This is a genomic window from Shewanella metallivivens, from assembly GCF_028750675.1.
Lineage (GTDB): Bacteria > Pseudomonadota > Gammaproteobacteria > Enterobacterales > Shewanellaceae > Shewanella > Shewanella metallivivens.
On sequence record NZ_JAQQPZ010000007.1, the window covers coordinates 108,845 to 129,325 of the forward strand.

General features: G+C 39.7%; 15 protein-coding genes. 2 read left to right on the forward strand and 13 right to left on the reverse strand.

The window, feature by feature from the left end; genetic code table 11:
• Positions 1-40: 40 nt before the first annotated feature.
• Positions 41-2,512 (reverse strand): EAL domain-containing protein, encoded by a 2,472-nt coding sequence (locus PQR79_RS10825; protein WP_238102845.1) that lies wholly within the window; start codon positions 2,510-2,512, stop codon positions 41-43.
• 980 nt (positions 2,513-3,492) lie between these two features.
• Positions 3,493-5,079: a methyl-accepting chemotaxis protein gene (locus PQR79_RS10830; protein WP_238102842.1), complete on the reverse strand. Its 1,587-nt coding sequence runs from the start codon at positions 5,077-5,079 to the stop codon at positions 3,493-3,495.
• 1,456 nt (positions 5,080-6,535) lie between these two features.
• Here PQR79_RS10830 and PQR79_RS10835 point away from each other — a divergent pair.
• On the forward strand, positions 6,536-7,216 hold the full coding sequence (locus PQR79_RS10835) for a Crp/Fnr family transcriptional regulator (RefSeq protein WP_238102841.1): 681 nt from the start codon (positions 6,536-6,538) through the stop codon (positions 7,214-7,216).
• 155 nt (positions 7,217-7,371) lie between these two features.
• A complete protein-coding gene (locus tag PQR79_RS10840; protein ID WP_238102840.1) occupies positions 7,372-8,586 on the forward strand; it encodes a 4Fe-4S binding protein in 1,215 nt (404 codons plus the stop codon).
• 359 nt (positions 8,587-8,945) lie between these two features.
• Here PQR79_RS10840 and galU read toward each other — a convergent pair whose 3' ends face one another.
• From galU to PQR79_RS10895, 11 genes are all read right to left on the reverse strand, one after another.
• Complete coding sequence (gene galU, locus PQR79_RS10845) at positions 8,946-9,824, reverse strand: UTP--glucose-1-phosphate uridylyltransferase GalU (protein ID WP_238102839.1); 879 nt, start codon at positions 9,822-9,824, stop codon at positions 8,946-8,948.
• A gap of 11 nt (positions 9,825-9,835) precedes the next feature.
• Positions 9,836-10,843: an NAD-dependent epimerase gene (locus PQR79_RS10850; protein ID WP_238102833.1), complete on the reverse strand. Its 1,008-nt coding sequence runs from the start codon at positions 10,841-10,843 to the stop codon at positions 9,836-9,838.
• 32 nt (positions 10,844-10,875) lie between these two features.
• Complete coding sequence (locus PQR79_RS10855; protein WP_238102830.1) at positions 10,876-11,154, reverse strand: hypothetical protein; 279 nt, start codon at positions 11,152-11,154, stop codon at positions 10,876-10,878.
• Positions 11,155-12,123, reverse strand: a complete 969-nt coding sequence (locus PQR79_RS10860; protein WP_238102824.1) for a DHH family phosphoesterase — start codon at positions 12,121-12,123, stop codon at positions 11,155-11,157.
• A gap of 37 nt (positions 12,124-12,160) precedes the next feature.
• Positions 12,161-12,802, reverse strand: coding sequence for an adenylyl-sulfate kinase (cysC, locus tag PQR79_RS10865; RefSeq protein WP_238102816.1), 642 nt, complete (start codon positions 12,800-12,802; stop codon positions 12,161-12,163).
• Between the two features lie 46 nt (positions 12,803-12,848).
• Complete coding sequence (locus PQR79_RS10870; RefSeq protein ID WP_238102815.1) at positions 12,849-14,576, reverse strand: SLC13 family permease; 1,728 nt, start codon at positions 14,574-14,576, stop codon at positions 12,849-12,851.
• Positions 14,577-14,672: 96 nt separating this feature from the next.
• Positions 14,673-16,079, reverse strand: coding sequence for a sulfate adenylyltransferase subunit CysN (cysN, locus tag PQR79_RS10875; protein WP_238102814.1), 1,407 nt, complete (start codon positions 16,077-16,079; stop codon positions 14,673-14,675).
• A 102-nt stretch (positions 16,080-16,181) separates the two neighbouring features.
• Positions 16,182-17,090: a sulfate adenylyltransferase subunit CysD gene (cysD, locus tag PQR79_RS10880; protein ID WP_238102813.1), complete on the reverse strand. Its 909-nt coding sequence runs from the start codon at positions 17,088-17,090 to the stop codon at positions 16,182-16,184.
• A gap of 216 nt (positions 17,091-17,306) precedes the next feature.
• On the reverse strand, positions 17,307-18,179 hold the full coding sequence (locus PQR79_RS10885; protein WP_238102811.1) for a glycosyltransferase family 2 protein: 873 nt from the start codon (positions 18,177-18,179) through the stop codon (positions 17,307-17,309).
• Positions 18,180-18,181: 2 nt separating this feature from the next.
• Positions 18,182-19,090 (reverse strand): glycosyltransferase, encoded by a 909-nt coding sequence (locus PQR79_RS10890; protein ID WP_274408488.1) that lies wholly within the window; start codon positions 19,088-19,090, stop codon positions 18,182-18,184.
• Between the two features lie 119 nt (positions 19,091-19,209).
• Positions 19,210-20,481, reverse strand: a 1,272-nt coding sequence (locus PQR79_RS10895; RefSeq protein ID WP_274408489.1) for a glycosyltransferase family 2 protein, incomplete at its 5' end; no start/stop codon positions are given.

Sequence of the window (20,481 nt, forward strand, 5' to 3'; positions counted from 1 at the left end):
TGACAATGACTGAATTAACCTAATAAATATAAAAAGTTACCTAAGTATTCTCTTGTAAATAATGACACATTTGTAGATACGGCATAGGCTTACAATAATAGTAGCCCTGCATAACAAAACACCCTTTGGCAGACAAGGCTTTGACCTGTTCGATGGTTTCAACACCCTCTGCAACTAACTGCATTCTTAACGAGTTTGCCAAACCAATTATTGTATCGACAATAGCCTCATCACTTTCATCATCGAGCATGTCATCAATAAAGCTTTTATCAATTTTAAGAATATCGATTGGAAAACGCTTTAGATAAAGCAAACTAGAGTAGCCTGTGCCAAAGTCATCAATTGAGATTTTTATTCCAAGCTCTTGTAATGACTCAAGCACATTTCGCGTACGCTCAATATCTTTCGCAAGTACCCCTTCGGTGATCTCAAACTCAATCAACCCCGTATCGATTGATAACTCTTTAACGAGTTTATATACCGTGTCATAGAAATCATCTTGCGCAAATTGCATAGGAGAAATATTAATGCTCACGCGGCGTTTAAGGCCCATTTTTTGCCAGCTAATTGCATCTTCGCATGCCTTTCGCATGACAAAATTGCCTATGGGCACAATTTGCCCACACTCTTCAGCTAGTGGAATAAATTCAGCAGGCGAAATAAACATCCCATCGGCTGACCTCAGTCTTAACAATGCTTCCATACCGACAAGCTGATTATCTCTGATATCTATTTTAGCTTGATAATAAACCTCAAAAAGCTGCTCTTGTAAGGCATGACGTAAATATTGTTCAAGTTTGTGCCTTGCTAAAACACTTGATCCAATTTCATTGGCATAAAAATGCCATCGTCCACGCCCAAGCTCCTTAGCACGATACATGGCTAAATCTGAATGTTTATGTAACATCTCAATGCTCATCGAATCATCAGGATAAACGGCTAAGCCAATACTGCAAGTCAAATCAAAGCGTTTTTCATTGACATAAAAGGGCTCCGCAAAAAGCGCCAAAATACGTTGAGCATAGCTCGCAACTTGATCTAGTTTAGTAATTTCTGGCTGTAGAATGATGAACTCATCCCCTCCCTGACGACTGACAGTATCAATATTTCTTGAGTTATCAAGTAAACGATTAGCAATTTTCTTGAGTAAAATATCACCCGACTTATGGCCTACTGAATCGTTTACAATCTTAAAGTTATCTATATCTATCATGAACATAGCAACTTTTTCGTTGTTTCGTTTTGCAGTGTTGATAGCACGTTCAGCACGGTCTTGCAGTAACATTCGGTTCGGTAAATTAGTCAGAGAGTCATGATTAGCTAAGTGTGACATTTTCAGGGCCATTGCTCTTGTTTCACTGACATCATGGAAAACAATAATCGCCCCTTGTGTTTGGCCTTGCTCGTCTAAAATAGGCGCTGCAGAATCTTCCACTTCAAGTTTTTTACACTGCCGAGTATGCAATAAGGTATTGAAAGCCATTCCCACTATGCGGCGTTCTTTAATGGCAATATGTATTGGATTAACCATTGGAAAGTGCCCACTTGAATCAGTTAATGGCATAATCTCTTCAATCGGTTTATCAACCGCATCCTCAATACTCCATCCCGTTAATGTTGACGCTATCGGGTTCATAAAATTTACAATGCCATTGACATCTGTAGTGACCACAGCATCACCAATTGAATTAAGCGTGACTTTAAGTAACTCTTTATCTTGGTGTAAATCATGTTGCAATACTTTCATCGGGGTAATGTCATTGAGTAGCATCACAAACCCAGTAAACTTGCCTTCCAACAAGGTGGGGACCATAGATACCGAAACGAAAACAGCATCACTGCAAGATGCATTAAAGGTTAGATCAAACTCCATGTTTTTGCCTAACTTCACTTGTTCAGCAGCCGTCAATAGCACACTGATGGCCGTTCCATCTAAGGTCTCATTTTGTTTAATCACATCACTAAATCGCTGATGAAGCATCGCTTCTGCAGTTAACCCAAACCATTTCCCTTTAATATCATTGCTAAATATATTGTTTAAATCCTCATCCCAATAAGCCACAAATACGGGAAGATGATGAATAATACTGTCCAATGTGCCACGGGTTAAATTGAGCTGATGTTGCTTATTCTTCAATTCGAGGTGAGTTTTAGCTCTCGCTTCAACAATCAGAGGATTAAGCGGTTTTTGTAAAAAATCGACAGCACCGTATTGAAGTGCTTTCAATTCATGTTCAGTATCACCATGAGCGGTGACGAAAATGATTGCGGTATCTTTCAATGCGCTAACATTCATTATTGCATTACATACCTCATAACCACTTATGCCAGGCATTTGTATATCAAGTAAGATCAGATCAGGCTTAACCTGGTGAGCCATCTTGATGGCTTCTTTTCCGTTACTGGCAAAGTATGTTTTACCTAAAGCAGACACAGCATTATTGAGCAATTTGATATTTGCCGGTTCATCATCGACTAATAAAATGACATTAGCTTTCTTTTTCATTTTCATCTAATTGCTTCCAAATAATACTGGCCATATTTTGTTCGTACACAATGAATCACAATAGCAAAAGGCCAATAAACCATTATTTTTCAACAACTTCAAAATAAAAATACCACATCATCAATCAACGACGGTCATGAATACTCGGATATCTCTTTCTGTGACCTTTTTATCAATGCTTTAGCCATCATCAAGATAGCAGAGAGTCACTTTTAGCACTCGTTTCCGGTGAGGGTTATGGTTTAAACTCATTCCTTTTCGGCTAATTTTCACTTTGCATTGGAACTTAATGAGGCTAAGTTGCTATTAACATCTTTATATTGACAGCTAAAAACAATCATTCAAGTAAAAATGCGCGATCTATATTCGTTATCACGTCTAAATTAATCAATCAAACTATGCGCCTTAAGATTATCTAAGGTGAGTCTCGATAACTATCGTAGGATGAGATCGCGAACATTTTTCAAAGAAAGGTGGGCGTTAAACGAACTTCCGTAGTCCGATAAATCTCCAGCGTTAAAATGACTTCCTGTTCTTTGTACTCAGACAAGCATAGTGTTGAAAAGTAAGCATTCATGCCAACTTTCTAAATAATTACCATTCCATTGTAGCTTACGAATATAATAGCGTCATGATTATTGGCACCGTCAGATGAAAATCCCTTTTTCAAGTGACGATAGTAAAACTAAAAGCCATTAGTATCCCAAAACAGAATGTTAACAATGGCTGGCACCTAGGAGCATATTAATTACGTCAAGGCGCTTAGCGCTAACTGATTAATCAACATTCGTATGTCAATAACAACAAATACAAGATGTACATTACCGTTTGATGTCATGGCAATGCTGCAACCCAGTCAATATTTGAGCCCGGTGGTCATGTTGTGTAAATGACGAATAGTGTTTGCATTATGAGACACGATACCAAAGGTTTTATACATAGAAAATCATTGGCTTGAGGCCACTAAAATGTATAAGTCAATTTGCTTAATTATCGTGAGTGGTTTTAAGATTTCTTGATAAAAACTGCTCAACTAATACCATTTGCGAATCCACTTTATTAACAACATCACCGCCCAGGTGAACCATATCTTGACCCAGCTCATTGCTACTGTTCACTAATCTAGATACTGCTTCGACACTTCTATTAACTTCATTAGATACCTGAGATTGTTGTTCTACAGCACTAGCAATATGATGAGTCATGTCTGTGATTTGCTCTACCGCTTGACGAATTTCATTCAGGGCAACACCTGCTTTTTCCGCTTGTTCAACACAAATGCTAGCATCATTAAGCCCTTGTTCCATGCTTGAAACGGCGGTACCTGTACCTTGTTGCAAACGACTGATCATATCATGTATTTCTTTCGTTGAAGTATGAGTTCGCTGAGCTAATGATCGAACTTCATCAGCCACAACAGCAAATCCACGACCTTGCTCTCCAGCTCTTGCGGCTTCAATTGCAGCATTTAATGCTAGTAAATTAGTTTGTTCAGCAATGGCTTCAATAACATCCAATACAGAACCAATATTTTTTCCGTGTTGCTCCAACTCGGTGATCACATTAGAAATCGTACCGAGCTGATTTGACATTTTTTGAATGGAAGAAACCATTTGCTTAACCACATCGTCACCTAATGTGGTTTGAGAGAGTGCACTATTTGACGATTGAGCAGCATCAGCGCAATTTGAAGCCATATCAGTTAATGTCGCTGTCATCTCTTGCATGGCAGTAGCAACTTGTTCGATTTCAGACAGTTGTGATTGACTGTTTTGTTTAATTTCATTGCCTTTATCCGCAGACTCTCTTGCACTAGCCGAGACCTGCTCACTAGAATCAAGTGTACGACCTAACACAGCCCTGAGTTCGGATGCTTGCATTTGCAATGCTAAATCAATTTTAGCTACATCATCATTATGTCCAGTGTAAACCGCTGAGGATATGGGATTGTCATAAATGGCCGATGCCTTTTTAACAAGTTGATTAAACCGTTTAAATGCAGTTTTTAGCACGAATAAGCCACCACAATAGGAAAGACCAAATAACCCTAAACTCACCATATCGCCTTGGCTTGCAATATAAGCCATAGGTAACATGGCAGCCGTAAAGCTTAAGTAGACTTTAATAGGTAAGGTGATTTTTTTCGGTATTATTGAGTGCGTTTTGTCTTGCTTTAATTGGGTATAAATTTTTTCAGCCCGTTCAATTTGGGCTCGAGTTGGTTTCGTTCTAATCGATTGGTATTCGACAATCTTTCCCTTATAGGAAATGGGAGTCACAAAAGCATCAACCCAATAAAAGTCACCATTGGCACAACGATTTTTCACTAAACCTTTCCAAGGATCTCCTTGCTGAATATGCTGCCAAAGGTCTTTAAATGCCGCAGCAGGCATATCTGGGTGACGTACCATATTGTGTGGTTGACCAATTAAATCTTGTTGGCTAAACCCCGCCACGGTACAAAAAGAACGGTTAGCATATTTAATATGGCTATTGGTATCTGTGATAGATAATAAAATCCAATCTTGGGGATAATCATATTCTTTTTGCGTTATTGGTTGATTATTTCTCATTAATATAGCTCCAAGGATTTATGCCATTTCTATCCTTGAAACGGAGATGATATGTATTAGAAAAGTAATCTCTTTAATATTACATGTGAGTGTTAATTTATTGATATTATTTGAATACTAATTAGTTATAGGACGTTATTCAACAAATAAATTGTTGAAATTTAAGATAATAAAATTCAGAAGGCTATTGATTGAGATGTTAAACGTGGTTTTTCTCCTAAAATTCAACCCTTAACACGACTTCAAGCATCATTAGATTCATCATACATCGATTTGTTTGCTAACGATGTGTAATGGTCAAGTAAAATTGGCCGCTACAATACTATTGATGGTAACCGACTGCGCAAAGCAAGTATCACAAAGACCATCAATTCTATATTATATGGTTAAGAATTTTATGATTGAAAGCCAATAAGTCAATATAAGTTCTATCACCGCAATTAACACCAAATTTGACTAGGAATCAATTCGCACGCTGCTCTTCCAAATATAAAACGAATATATATATACCATTTGACGGCTCACCCGCCATGACTTTGAGAGCTAAATACTAATAGGCAATAGAGAGCAAAAGTGTCTGGCTAAACAATGCGGGTCAATAAAATGATTCGCCATGCCAAACAAATAACAAACCATCACGACATCATATGTTGCTTTCTGCAGGCCAATAAATTGTTTAATAGTGCGCTATGTCATAAAAATGCGAATTCGTATTTATTTCGTTTAAATTGAGTGTATAAAGGCCCTCTTTTTATAAAAAACAAAACTGCTATTTAACTTATTACTTAATTTCAATCAGTTAGCATTAATCAAACTTATTGTAGTAGCAGTAAAACGACCTATTTTATTGCAAAAATCATTCATGCAAAGCTATGCATAATGCTCTACTGTCAGCAAGGCGACAGATCGCCCTCCCTTATCTGAATTACATTTGTCCCAGTTATTTTCGTTATCGCACAAAATAACGGGAAATAACATGTATAAACATTCGATTTGAGTTTGGGGTGAGGTGTTGCTTCTGTTACTGAGCGAGAGCTGGGCATTAAAGAATGTCCAATGTTTTAAAAGCGACTATCTTAGCGTTATTGCCGGTGGAAATGATAAACCTGAGCGCATGAAATGGTATAAACCGAATGCCCAAAATGAGGGTTACATGGTTTGCAATGGCAGTGAGAAACGTGTCTGACACATCTTTGATTGCTAATCGCTTTGTTCCAGGTATTTCTTGTACAAAAAGATAGGATTTTATGTTTAACACCTCACTTATTGAGCTAATCAATAAATGACCAAGTTAGACACTCAACGTTGAGTATATATTAGTTAACATTAACAATGAGCCACAGGCACGCAAAGCTTTTACTATTAATGATCATAAAGTTAAAAAGCAAAGCCCAAATAAATCATTAATTAGGCCAGTAGCAGCATTTACTATCGCAAATCATAAGGAGCGCGCGACATGCAATCAAAGATGAGAATGTCACGAATGAATACCATTGAGAAGCTGAGAGAGCCTCAATACGAAGGGTTTCTAGATGAATTCAGGTGCAAAAGCTTTTCGAAAGGACAGCTATTTAGCATACCGAGTATGGGAAACAATGAGGTATTTATTGTGCATTCAGGCAGAGTACGCGTATATCTTTCTTATGAAGGCCGCGAGTTTACCCTCTGCTTTCTTGAGCCTGGCGATATATTCAGCACACATACTCGAGCATTTTTGGAGACATGCAAGGACTCAACTTTGATGCTTGTCGGGGCTGAGATTTTTCGCGATAAAATCGCCAAATTCCCCGAGTTATCAATCGTAATGACCGGGATTTTAGGTGAAGCATTAGGCAGTACATTAGATCTCATCGAGGGTCTCATATTTCATGATGCGAGGTATCGATTAATCGAGTTTGTGCTGTCATGGGGACAAACATCGGGTGAACAAACTGCCGAAGGACTCCGATTTGAATGCGATTTAAGCATGGAAGATATTTCACTATTAATTGGAACAACACGCCAAACCACCTCTTCGTTAATGAATAATCTCATTCGCAACGGGTATTTATATAGAGACGGAAGAAAAAACTTTATTATCAGTAGATTAGATGACCTAAAAAGTTTGCTAGACAGTAGCTCTAACCGAACGAAGTGAACTGCAATGTATTTCTTATCATCATTAACCTGACTTCAGACACATGGCAACAAAACTCGAAATACCAACCATAACAGAGCGTTATGGTTGAACGACCCTTTAGGCAGCACCTTTATCCATTATTGACAGCAAATGAAACAATATAGGTATCCTCTATGAGTACAATTGAATCAATCACCTTAATGCTAGCCCTAGTCTATAGCACCAGCTTATTATACTGGGGTGGCAAAAAATGGGGCGCATTGGTCAGCGGAGCATTATTGCTCGGCGCGACTATCGCGAGTTTTTTTTGGCCACTATTACTTATTTTGCTGGGCGCAGTAGTCGTTGTGACCACACTAGGTCAATACCAACCTGCCTTCGCTAAGGCTGAAGGCAGACCGAATAAAATACGCGAGATTTGCCAACATTTTTTTGCCCTTTCCATGTTATTAGTTGGTGTGCAATATGCCATTAACGCAGCAATGCTGTATGCAGGAGAAACCCCTTGGTTAATGCGACCTGATGTAGGAGATGCATTTTTACCCATAGCTGGCGGCATTGAACTGAAAGCCATTTTAACGTTAGGGTTATGGGATCAAAACCATCCTGCAGCGGTGGTGATGCTGTGTGTCGTATTATTAACAGGGCTTATTTGCAAACGCGCTTTTTGTGGCTGGGCTTGCCCATTAGGCTTAGCGGGTGAATACTTTTATAAACTCAGAAAACGTTTTATCTCTGCAGAACTTCTGCCACCAGCATGGATAGACTGGCCACTGAGAATGCTTAAATACTTATTATTAGCCGCCCTTGTGTATTTGGTCATTTCAATGCCAACAGCAAGTCTTCCGAATTACTTAACAGGCAACTACCACAAGGTAGCAGACTTAAAAATGGCAGTGTTTTTTATGATGCCATCAATGGTTGCCTTGATCGGCTTCAGTATCATCTTTGCGTTAGCAGCTTGGCGTCGTCAAGGGTTTTGTCGCTACATTTGCCCTTACGGCGCGATGTTAGGCATAGTGAGCTTTTTGAGTCCGTTTAAAATTCGCCGTAATACACAACATTGTCTAATTGAAACTAAAGGCATGAGTTGTGATAAATGTACCCGAGCATGCCCTGCGAATATATCAGTTCATACTCAAAAAAATATCCACTCAGACGAATGCCAAGCCTGTATGCGTTGTATGTCAGCTTGCCCTAAAAAAGAGGCACTGCAATTTAGCACTCGTAATGGCATTAAACTTTCTGCCAGAGGATTAATGATCTTATTGTTTACGCTGATGTTTATGGTGCCATTATTTGCCTATGTCAGCGGTTATTGGCACAGCCAAACCCCTCAAGAGATAAAGATGGAGCTGATACAAAAGTTAGATCGTATCGGTCATTAGCCTCTACTTTAACTCCCCCTTAACGATTATGACTAAGCCAGCGTCAATCCAACTGGTTTACTTAACCGTTGAGGGGCTTTCTTAAACAAAAATCCGCCTTTTAATTTTCATTGCATTTAACGCTACAAAGACAACTGAACGATTTATCATTCGATTTTGGGTGGGTATGCACAGGTGAGGCCTCAAAAAAAACTTAGTCATATTTCAAATACTAAGGCCTAGTTATTATTTGATGTCTGTAACCCTATGTCGCCAATCTGCTCAATGTTATTGCTTGATAACACTTTCAACTAAACGCCAACAAAAAAGCCAACTTACAACGTAAATTGGCTTTTATCATTTAGCACTAAACAATACTGTTAAAACATACCTTCAATACGTTCTTTAAATTCTTTACCTAGTTTAGGATCGCGTAAGCCATATTCAACAAAAGCAGCCATATAACCCACTTTATCGCCACAATCATGTGACTTACCGGTCATATTAAAGGCTTCGACGGTATCTTGCTCAATCAACATGTCAATCGCATCCGTTAATTGAATTTCATCCCCTGCACCGGCTGGGGTTTTAGCTAATAAGCGCCAAATTTTTTCTGAAAGAACATACCGACCAACAACCGCTAAGTTAGATGGCGCTTCACCAATCGCAGGTTTTTCAACCATGGCACTGATTTTAGCTGAATCACCTGGAGCAATCTCCACGCCATTGCAATCGGCAATACCATATTTGTTCACTTGATCATCAGGGACAGGAGCCACCATAATTTGGCTGGCAAACGTCGCTTTATATCGAGCAATCATAGAAGCTAAGTTTTCATTTTTTTGATCAGCGGTGTACTCATCTAAAATCACATCAGGTAACACCACCGCAAAGGGGTTATTGCCAATACAAGGGTAAGCGCATAATACAGCATGCCCCAATCCTTTTGCTTCACCTTGACGCACGTGCATAATAGTCACATCTTTCGGACAAATAGCCTGAACTTCTTCAAGCAACTGGCGCTTTACACGTTTTTCTAATGTAGATTCGAGTTCGTAAGACTTATCAAAGTGGTTTTCGATGGCGTTTTTACTGGCATGAGTAACTAATACAATCTGTTTTACACCGGCGGCAACACATTCATTTACAATGTATTGAATCAATGGCTTATCAACAATTGGTAACATCTCTTTTGGGATTGCCTTCGTCGCAGGCAACATTCGTGTACCCAACCCCGCAACAGGGATAACAACTTTCATCTCAACTCCTTTTAAAGGTTATAATACTCTTTATACCAACTCACAAACTTCGCAATTCCCTCTCGGATATCTGTTGTCGGCCTATAATCAATTAAATCGAACAACTCACTTGAGTCAGCCCAAGTGGCATGAACATCACCAGACTGTAATGGCATCATATTTTTAACCGCTTTAATGCCAATGATATCTTCAAGCGCCTCAACAAAATCCAATAACTTTACCGGTTTTCCATTACCTAGATTATAAATTCGGTAAGGAGCACAACTATGAGACAAAGGATCATCACTCATACTCCAGTTATCATTTGCTTGAGGAATTTTATCTTGTACGCGAATAACCCCTTCAACAATATCATCGATAAAAGTGAAATCTCTACTTAAATCACCGAAATTATAGATATCAATTGGCTCACCACTTAAAATCGCTTTAGTAAATTTAAATAATGCCATATCTGGGCGCCCCCAAGGGCCATACACAGTAAAAAACCGTAACCCAGTGGTAGGCAAGCCATATAAATGAGAATAGCTATGACTCATTAGTTCGTTAGCTTTTTTCGTTGCGGCGTAAAGCGAAATCGGATGATCGACACTTTGTTGAGTCGTAAAAGGAATGTTATCGTTTAATCCATAAACAGAACTCGATGACGCATAAACAAGATGCTCTATTTTATGATGACGGCAAGCCTCTAATATTGCTAAATGGCCCACTAAATTACTTTCAGCAAACACCATAGGCTGCTCATGCGAATACCTTACCCCTGCTTGCGCCGCAAGGTGAATAACCCGATCAAATCGGTGTGCTGCAAACAACCCATTGAGTTTAACGCTATCAGCTAAATCGAGTGTCACAAATGAAAATGATAAATCATGGCCAATATTAGCCAATCTTGCATGCTTTAAACCAACATCATAATATTCATTAAGGTTATCAACACCAACAACATCATGCCCAGCTAAACATAGGGCTTTGCATACGCCAGAACCAATAAACCCCGCCGCACCGGTGACTAAAAACTTCATACAAACTCACTTAAAAATTGGTTCATCAGCGCCTATAAACGATACGTGCGACTAATAATGTCACCACTCTTAGCATCAATGAGAGAGATCGAAATGGAGCACGGCAACACTTCAACATCCCAATAAACGCTCCACCCTAAAAACTCTCTACGCGAGATATTCGGGTTTAACACCGGGAATTGATATTCTTCAGCACACATCAATAGCTCACAGCAATAATCAAATACATCATCTGTCGAATTGAATTGTCCATCTACAGCTAAATGATGTGTTACGCTACGAGCAATATCATCAATAAAATGAATCAACATCTAAGTTATTTGTCCAGAATAATAACGTTCAGTGACCGAGATAAACTGTTTAACATCATCTTTTGCTAATGCGTTAATACCCGCGGCGGCAGCTCGACCACCTCCAGTAGCAAATTGGCTACAAATATCACCCGCACCTTGCTTGTTATTTAATGGTGCTCTCAAAGAAACAGTGTATGTATTGTCAGCATTTAATGTTAACACACCATTAGCACGATCAGGTGTTTGGTTCGCCAAATGATTACCGTATACACCACTAACACGCCTTGCCCAAGGTAAGTCTGGTAATTCAAACAAGGCAAAATGCTCGCCTTCGTAACGAGGTGCAATCGCTAATGCATTGGCCATATCAGCCTCGTAAGCATCATGTAACACCCAATATGGAGAGCGCTTGTCAGTAAACAAATCAAAAGGTGAAGGGTAATTTAGTAAAGATTGATACAGTGCGGCTGGATGAAAATGTAAATCCTCCACACATGAGCCATAACCATTATAATTGATTAAAATACCCAGTTGTTTTAACTGTTCAGATTGCTCTTTACTCAAACCTGCTTCTTGGCTCAGTTGGTCAGCTTTGGTAAATAAGTTATCACCATAAGCGGCCGTTATCGCCCACAAACGAAACTGACCATCAAGCCATTTATCAACCAGTAAGCCTGTACAAACATTAGGATCTAAATCAATCAGTGCATTAAGGTGAGCAGCATCAGGAATATCACCGCTACGATGATGGTCAGCATAAAAAACCTTTACGCCTGAATCCAGCAACTTAACCAATGCGCTAATGTTTTTCTCCATTGAAATATCCAATACCACCACTTCATCGGTATCAACAACAGGTACTGTTTTCAACAGTTCAATATCGCGCTTAACCCCTGTAATTAATTTATTGTTAGCGGGCTGAGCCAAACGCAGTTGTAAGAGCGAAATAATGCCATCTGCATCACCATTAAACACATCGTAATTCATAATATAAGCCTAAATAACATATATATACATCGCTAAGTTAGCGGGCGATAAAACCTTTTTCAATAAGATACTCAACAACCTGTGATGCACAGTGCTCAATAGAGCCCAATGCCGTTTGCACATGTACTTCAGGCGAAACCGGAGCATCATAAGTTGAATCGATACCAGTAAAGTTTTTAATCTCGCCTGCGCGCGCCTTCTTATAAAGCCCTTTAGGATCTCGGCTTTCACAAACATCGATAGGAGTATCAATAAAGACTTCAACAAATGTCCCTTCAGGCAATAAATCTCTCACCATTTGTCTGTCGGCTAAAAAAGGCGAAATAAATGCAGTTGAGACAATAAGGCCAGCATCGGCAAACAGTTTAGACACTTCGCCAATACGACGGATGTTTTCAACCCGGTCGTTATCCGTAAAGCTCAAGTCACCATTTAGCCCATGACGAACATTATCGCCATCCAGTACATAGGTTTTACACCCCAAATCAAACAACATTTTATCAACGGCATTCGCCACGGTAGACTTACCCGAACCACTTAATCCGGTATACCAAAGCACCACAGGTTTGTGGCCGTTAGCGCTGACTCGTTGCTCGGGAGTCACACTGGCTTGATGCCAAACTACATCGGATGATTTATCACCCGCTACATCGACATTTTTATAAGGCACATCTGACATTGATTAATCCTATAGTACTAACTTAACTTTAGTACTTTGTTAAACATTAAAACGGAAATACGATGGGTACCATAAACAACACCACCGCGCCATAAACAAGACTGACAGGCAAACCAACTTTAACAAAGTCAGCTAAACGGTAATTACCCGCGTTAAACACCATTAAATTGGTTTGATAACCATAAGGGCTAATAAAACTACCACTTGCAGCAAAGGCAACTGTCATGACAAAGGGCAAAACATCCACCCCAAATCCTAATGCGACACTATAGCCAATAGGAAACATTAATGCCGCGGCGGCATTATTCGTCACCAACTCTGTCATCAACCATGTCACAACATAAACTAAAACTAGTGCCATAAACACGTAACCAGGGTCATTAAATTGCTTAATCCACTCACCTAATAACTCAACAACACCAGAGTTCACCAATGCATTCGACAACAAAATAGCCGATGACACCACCAGCCAGATATCAATAGGAAAACGCCTCAGCAACTCATTGGCGGTTAAACATTTAGCAAATAATAAACTGCCAAGTAAAAGCACCAACCCTTCTAATAAATCTACAGCGCCAATCGCTGCTAAAGCAATGATGGAAATAAAGCCACCAATCGATAACCAAGCCCGCCAACCATTAATTCTGCTTTCAGGTTCAACACCGGACAACACAAGAAAGTTTTTACTGATATTGGTACGGGTACGGTAGTCTTCACCAACCGCTAAAACTAAAAAATCACCGGCGCGAATAACCACCTCACCGAGTTTACCAGACACCTGCTCACCATCACGGCGTATTGCGACAACAGCGGCATCAAACAATGCCCTAAAACCAATATTCTTTAACGTTTGCCCTGTAATGATACTCTCTTGTCTAACGACGACTTCAGTTAAATTACTGTCTAACGAGCCACTCTTTTCAGCAAAAATCTCTAAACCAGAAAACTGGCCAAGCTGCAAAAGCTTAGTCACTTCGCCACAAAAAATAAGCCTATCATTAACTTGAATCACTTCTGTTGGTGCAACAGGGCTAATTAGGCGACCTTGGCGCACCACTTCAACTAAAAATAATGACTCTAAATGCCTTAAACCATTCACTTCAACTGAGCGACCAACCAGCTCAGAGCCCTCAAGAACTTTGGCATCAATAAAATACCCAGCAGAACTTGCTTTTTCTTGGGCAATATCAGGCAGAAATCGTGTGCAAAAAAACATCACAATACCGCAAGTGAGCACTAAAACCGCCCCCACAGCAGTAAAAGAGAAAAAAGACAACGACCGCCCCGAAGCCTCAATATACATCGAGTTAACAATTAAATTGGTCGAGGTACCAATTAATGTCAATGTACCACCAAGGATAGAAGCATAAGACAAAGGAAGTAATAACCGACTGGCAAAATGATGAGGGTTATTTCTAATGGGAGATAATAAGGTCGCGACAACGGCCGTGTTATTTAAAATAGACGAAAACAATGTCGTTATACCAAACAACCTCAACCAAGTTGAATGATAATTATTGACAATAATTTTTGAGGCGATAATACGGAGTAAACGAGTTTTTTCTAGCGCTAGGGAGCACAACACCAATAAGATTAACGTCACCAGCCCAGGGTTTGCAATACTGGTCAACAATTGAGTTTTTGTCACCAAATTACAACCGATTAAGGCGACCAATGTACCGCCAAATACAGCAACAGGACGACTTTGTAATACAATTAACCCGGTAACAGTTAATGCAAAAATCAGTAATGTTAGATAAGCATCTAATGACATGAAATATATCACCATCCATAGCTAAAAATTAACTCGTAAAAAACAGGCTGTAAGTTTCCTTACAGCCCGATATTTTAGCGACAAAACACTCGTTAATTAACGAATAACTTTGGCATCCCAGTGAGGATAATGCTTACGTACCAGTGCATTAAATTCAACTTCAAAAGCAGAATACTGGCTATCAGACTTGCTAGACTTAGCATCTAATGGCTTACGTATCATGCCTGCACCCACTGTAACATTGGTTAAACGATCAATGATAATAAATGCACCCGTATTGCGATTCACATCATACTCGTCAAACTGCACTGCAGCGGTAAGCGCAAAATGACAATTACCAATTTCGTTTAAGTTCAACTGCGAGGCTTCTTGCTGCTCAAGTGTATTGACGTCAACTTTATAATTAACCGTTTCAACATGGCCAAATACTGACTTACTGCCCACTTTAATCGCATACTCACGGTCAACGTGCAGTGGCTCTTCAGTCATCCACACCACATCGGCTTCAAAGTGGCTAGATGAATGCGGTTTTTGATGAGGACGAACCAGCATGTCGCCACGGCTCACATCAATTTCATCTTCTAATGTCAGAGTAATAGCCATACCTGCGCTGGCTTTTTCAATATCACCATCAAACGTCACAATTGATTTAACTTTGCTTTCTTTGCCTGATGGCAATGAAGCAACGGTGTCACCCACACGAATATCACCCGCACCTATCGTGCCGCAGAAACCACGAAAATCAAGATTTGGACGGTTTACATATTGCACCTGTAGTCTAAAAGCATCGCTTTTAGCACGGGTAACAGATACCGTGTTTAATAGTTTCATTAATGTAGAACCAGGATACCAAGGCATCTTATCGCTCTCATTAACAACATTATCACCACGTAAAGCAGAAATAGGCACAAAGCGCACATCTTCAAAACACAAGTCTTCAGCAAACTCGCGGTAGTCTTTTTTAATGTTTTGATATACCGACTGCTCGTAATCTACCGCATCCATTTTGTTGATTGCGACAACCACATGCTTAATGCCTAATAAAGAACAAATGTAACTATGACGACGGGTTTGAACCTGCACACCATGGCGGGCATCAATTAGAATAATCGCCAAATCACAAGTTGAAGCACCTGTCGCCATATTGCGAGTATATTGCTCATGGCCAGGGGTATCAGCAATAATAAATTTACGTTGCTCAGTGGCAAAGTAACGATACGCTACATCAATGGTAATTCCCTGCTCACGCTCAGACTGTAAACCATCAACCAATAACGCTAAGTCAAATGCTTCATCTGTGGTATTAAAGCGCTTAGAATCTTTCTCGATAGCCGCCATCTGATCTTCAAAAATCATTTTGCTGTCAAACAACAAGCGACCAATCAGGGTAGATTTACCATCATCAACACTGCCGCAGGTTAAAATGCGTAGCATGTCTTTGTTTTCATGAACTTTTAAATAAGCTTCAATATCCGAAGCAATTAGAGCTGTACTTGTAGACATCTGTATATCCTTAATCTTGCATACTCCCAGTTTTTACTGGGTCATAAAAATGTTTTGTTTGCTGACGTAAGCAACAAACAACAAAAATTACGCCAATAAAAATTAGAAGTAACCTTCCATTTTTTTCTTTTCCATTGAGCCAGCAGAGTCATTATCGATGACGCGACCTTGACGCTCAGATGTCGTACACAACAACATTTCTTGAATAATTTCTGGCAAGGTTTGCGCAACAGATTCAACAGCACCTGTTAATGGGTAGCAACCTAATGTTCTAAAGCGAACCATTTTATTTTCAGCCACTTCGCCTTCGTTAAGCTCCATACGCTCATCATCAACCATGATCAATGTACCATCACGCTTAACCACAGGACGTTCTTTGGCAAAATACAACTCAGGGATTTCAATCCCTTCTAAATAGATGTATTGCCAAATATCCAACTCAGTCCAGTTCGATAATGGGAAAACACGAATACTCTCACCTTTATCAACTTTACCGTTATAAATGTTCCATAATTCAGGGCGTTGATTTTTAGGGTCCCAACGGTGCTTGCTATCACGGAATGAATACACACGCTCCTTTGCACGAGACTTCTCTTCATCACGACGAGCCCCGCCAAATGCAGCGTCAAAACCATGCATATCAAGCGCTTGTTTTAAGCCTTCAGTCTTCATGATATCAGTATGCTTAGCACTACCGTGTACAAATGGGCTAATGCCCATCTCTAAACCACGTGGGTTTTTGTGCACAATCAAATCAAAGCCATACTTTTTAGCCATGTTGTCTCTAAACTGGATCATTTCTTTAAACTTCCAGTTTGTATCCACATGCATCAACGGAAATGGAATTTTACCGGGGTAAAACGCTTTGCGCGCAAGGTGCAACAACACTGAAGAATCCTTACCCACTGAATACAGCATCACTGGATTATCAAACTCTGCGGCAACTTCTCGCATAATATGAATAGATTCGGCTTCAAGTGCTTTTAAATGGGTCAATCTTTCTTCATTCATGTGTTTATTCAAATCCTAAATTAATCAATATCCATGCTGAACAAGCATATGTGCTGGTTCAAATCGTATTTATATAAAACGAATAACTGACGTAAATCTCATTTTTAACGCATTAATTGCAACAATCTACCATATACGCAGACGTTTTTCCTGACAAAAACAAAAAAATCACCTCTAAAAAGCCATCATTTTCAACTTAATTAGTTCAAAAACGTATCAATGATGCCAATGTTTGTTATAAGCACCTGTTCGGCCTAATATTCCGTCCCAAATACCTCTAACCATGTACGTAAAACGTTTACGTTTATTGGTTTGCATTACGCTATTTAAAAAGAATCTTATCGGCATAAAAAACAAACAACGAGCTTTCCAATAGGTGGGCACATAAGGACGACGGCTTAACAGTAAAATGTTTCTAAACTGATAATACAATCGTATCGGAGCCCCTACTTTATAGGTCACGCCAATAAACTTGCTTCTTGAGTCACCTAACCGGTGGATCATCTCAACTTGCTTAGCACGCGCTATCGACAGGTTCATACTTCGAGCTCGCCAGCACCACTCATGATCAACACCATCAATAAACAGTGACTCGTCTTTTAAACCCACTTCATCAATGGCACTTAAATCAATCATCATTCCAGATGCAATAATCTGAGTTACGCCGACCAATTGTTCATAATCAAACACTTCACGCTGCACTAAAGAGCGCACCCCTTTATCAGAAAAAGAGCAATGTATCCTTGGGCCAATGGCCACAATCTCTTGTTTCATCGCTTTAGAAGCTTTAAGTAAACTGCTTAGGTTAAACACCATATCAGTAGGGATTAAACTGTCTTGATCAAGTAATATCGCGTACTCACAACCGAGTTTAAGCAAATGGACAATACCGGCATTATGCGCCGCAGCAATACCAATATTTTCAGGGAAATGTAGGTAAGTGTAATGCTCAATCACTTTTTTAAAGTTATGCGGCTTTGGGCTATTATCAATAATAATAACCTCTTCGGTTTGGCCATACAGGCGGGTTAACAAACGCTCTGTTAACGCTAAATCTGGATTGTAAACAACAAGAATGGCGCCGATCATGGCTAATGATGTCTCTTCAAATTAAGTAAAAAACGGTCACATTTATAGGCAAACTTAATCCCCCAAGCAGGCATCATCCTTAGGGTGAGTACCAATAAAGCATAGCAGTAATTCTGTATCGACCGCTGAGACAATAATTCCATAGCGAGTAAACGAGCTTTAAACTCGTTAACCGATTTTCCGCGCCCACGTCGCTTATAAAAACCATTAATGCGTCTAAAATGGAGTAAAGGTTCACGCACATTAGCAAACTTTTTACCGTCTGCTGCCAGTGCTATCCATAAAAAATAATCTTGGGTATTCAACATTTGTGGAACATAACGATGCCCCTGCTCAAAAACAGAAAACCGAATTGCGACAGTAGGATGATTAATAGGGCAACGCCGCGAAAATGACTTAAGTAATTTAGAGTGGGTTAATGGTAAACGGCGGATCCCTGCTCGATTGCCATTTTCATCAATCTCCCACAAAGCCGAGCCTAACACATCAACATCAGGATGCTTTTCAAGTAAAGTGATTTGCTTTTCAAATCGATGCAATACGCAAATATCATCAGCATCCATCCTGAAAAAATAGGTTGGTTTTAATGGAAGTGTCATCTCAATGATATAATTCATGCATACACTAAGGCCACGATTAACCAAACCATGCACTAGTACAAAATTACGATGTAACTTCTCGGTTTTAGACAAATACAGAGAGATGTCATCAGACACATTACCRNNNTCTAATACCACCACTAATAAATCAGGGGCCATCGTTTGATTCAGCACACTCTCAACGGCCTGTTTAACCCATGCTAACTGGTCATTGATGTAAACAGACATACCACACACAGTTTTCACGGTGCTAGGCAAAGGAAAAGATGATTGCAAAATAAACTGACTATTTGACGCTAGGTTCTGACTCATGTGATCTCGGTATAAAATAAAAAAACCTAAAAATAGTCATCTAAAAGACATACTAATTGGGTCATGAAAAAGTCTAAACGACACAACAAACGCGATAAAACACCAACTAATCATTATAATCAATTAGTTACAGAAAAATCTTTAATCCCAAAATTTTCACGTCTAAGTGTTAAATTAGGATTATAAGCCGGATCAGCAGCAATCACATGCTGCCAATGAGTCTGTAGGTAAGATAACTCTCGTTTAAATCTTAACACTTTTTCAGGCGTATCTTCATGGCCGCGTGAAACGGATTCATGATGATATAATATCGCTTCAGCACAATACAGATTTCGTCTGCCTAACGCTAATACCTTCAAGCATAAATCCACATCGTTAAATGCAATAGCCAAATCATGCTCATTCAAACCACCCACGGCCCAAAAATCGTTCGTGGTAATCAACAAACAGGCCGCAGTTACCGCACTATAGTTATGGCTCGCCACCAAACGGTTCATGTAACCACAATGATCAGCAGGAAAATACTTATGCGCATGCCCTGCGCCTCCGCCATAACCCATCACCACACCAGCATGTTGAATCCTGTCGTCCGAAAACAGCAATTTTGCGCCAACACAGCCAATATCATCACGTAATACATGGCTCACCATGTCCTGTAACCAATTAGGCGAAATCACTTCAATGTCGTTATTAACAAGCGCTAACACTTCACCATTGGCATGCTTAGCGGCAAAATTGTTAATGGCAGAATAATTAAACGCTTTGTCATAATTAATTAAGCGAATTTTTGGGTGTTTATCCAGCTCAGCAAAATAGTGTATACAGTCAATGTCATCAGAACCATTATTTATCAACAAAATTTCATAATTAGAATAAGTCGTCTTATGTAAAATCGATTCTATACAAGCTTTTACAAGTTCCATTCCATTACGAGTCGGAATGATAATCGACACTAAAGGTGATGATGGCATGCCCCAACGCAATGTTAATGTAGGCAAATTTGAAGCAATGATATCGGCAAACGGCCGATATGCATCAGCCAGTAATGGAGCGGCTAAATTAAAAGGGGCGACATTTTCTGGGCGAGACACTAATACCAGTGGAATATGTTCAATGCGCTCCTCATTACCATTGACATAGCACAAGCATAAAAACTGACTGATTGAGAATGGGGTTAATCGGCACGATTGACCAACATGAGCCACAACACGGCTTAATTTATCCACCCACACGCCCGAACTCACATACCCAGCAGTAAGCTGTAAATCTGGATTCCAGTCAGGTTTAAAATCAGGAAAACTCCGGCTGCCGTTTGCATCACATACATCAGTATCCACATAAGCAATATGAGTTGCAGGAGTCGTCAATTTAGGTAATAAGGTACATACAAA

Excerpts from the sequence above, each read along its gene's own strand:
- PQR79_RS10825 (WP_238102845.1), bottom strand. The coding sequence starts at position 2,512 with ATGAAAATGAAAAAGAAAGCTAATGTCATTTTATTAGTCGATGATGAA.
- PQR79_RS10830 (WP_238102842.1), bottom strand. The coding sequence starts at position 5,079 with ATGAGAAATAATCAACCAATAACGCAAAAAGAATATGATTATCCCCAA.
- PQR79_RS10835 (WP_238102841.1), top strand. The coding sequence starts at position 6,536 with ATGCAATCAAAGATGAGAATGTCACGAATGAATACCATTGAGAAGCTG.
- PQR79_RS10840 (WP_238102840.1), top strand. The coding sequence starts at position 7,372 with ATGAGTACAATTGAATCAATCACCTTAATGCTAGCCCTAGTCTATAGC.
- galU (WP_238102839.1), bottom strand. The coding sequence starts at position 9,824 with ATGAAAGTTGTTATCCCTGTTGCGGGGTTGGGTACACGAATGTTGCCT.
- PQR79_RS10850 (WP_238102833.1), bottom strand. The coding sequence starts at position 10,843 with ATGAAGTTTTTAGTCACCGGTGCGGCGGGGTTTATTGGTTCTGGCGTA.
- PQR79_RS10855 (WP_238102830.1), bottom strand. The coding sequence starts at position 11,154 with ATGTTGATTCATTTTATTGATGATATTGCTCGTAGCGTAACACATCAT.
- PQR79_RS10860 (WP_238102824.1), bottom strand. The coding sequence starts at position 12,123 with ATGAATTACGATGTGTTTAATGGTGATGCAGATGGCATTATTTCGCTC.
- cysC (WP_238102816.1), bottom strand. The coding sequence starts at position 12,802 with ATGTCAGATGTGCCTTATAAAAATGTCGATGTAGCGGGTGATAAATCA.
- PQR79_RS10870 (WP_238102815.1), bottom strand. The coding sequence starts at position 14,576 with ATGTCATTAGATGCTTATCTAACATTACTGATTTTTGCATTAACTGTT.
- cysN (WP_238102814.1), bottom strand. The coding sequence starts at position 16,079 with ATGTCTACAAGTACAGCTCTAATTGCTTCGGATATTGAAGCTTATTTA.
- cysD (WP_238102813.1), bottom strand. The coding sequence starts at position 17,090 with ATGAATGAAGAAAGATTGACCCATTTAAAAGCACTTGAAGCCGAATCT.
- PQR79_RS10885 (WP_238102811.1), bottom strand. The coding sequence starts at position 18,179 with ATGATCGGCGCCATTCTTGTTGTTTACAATCCAGATTTAGCGTTAACA.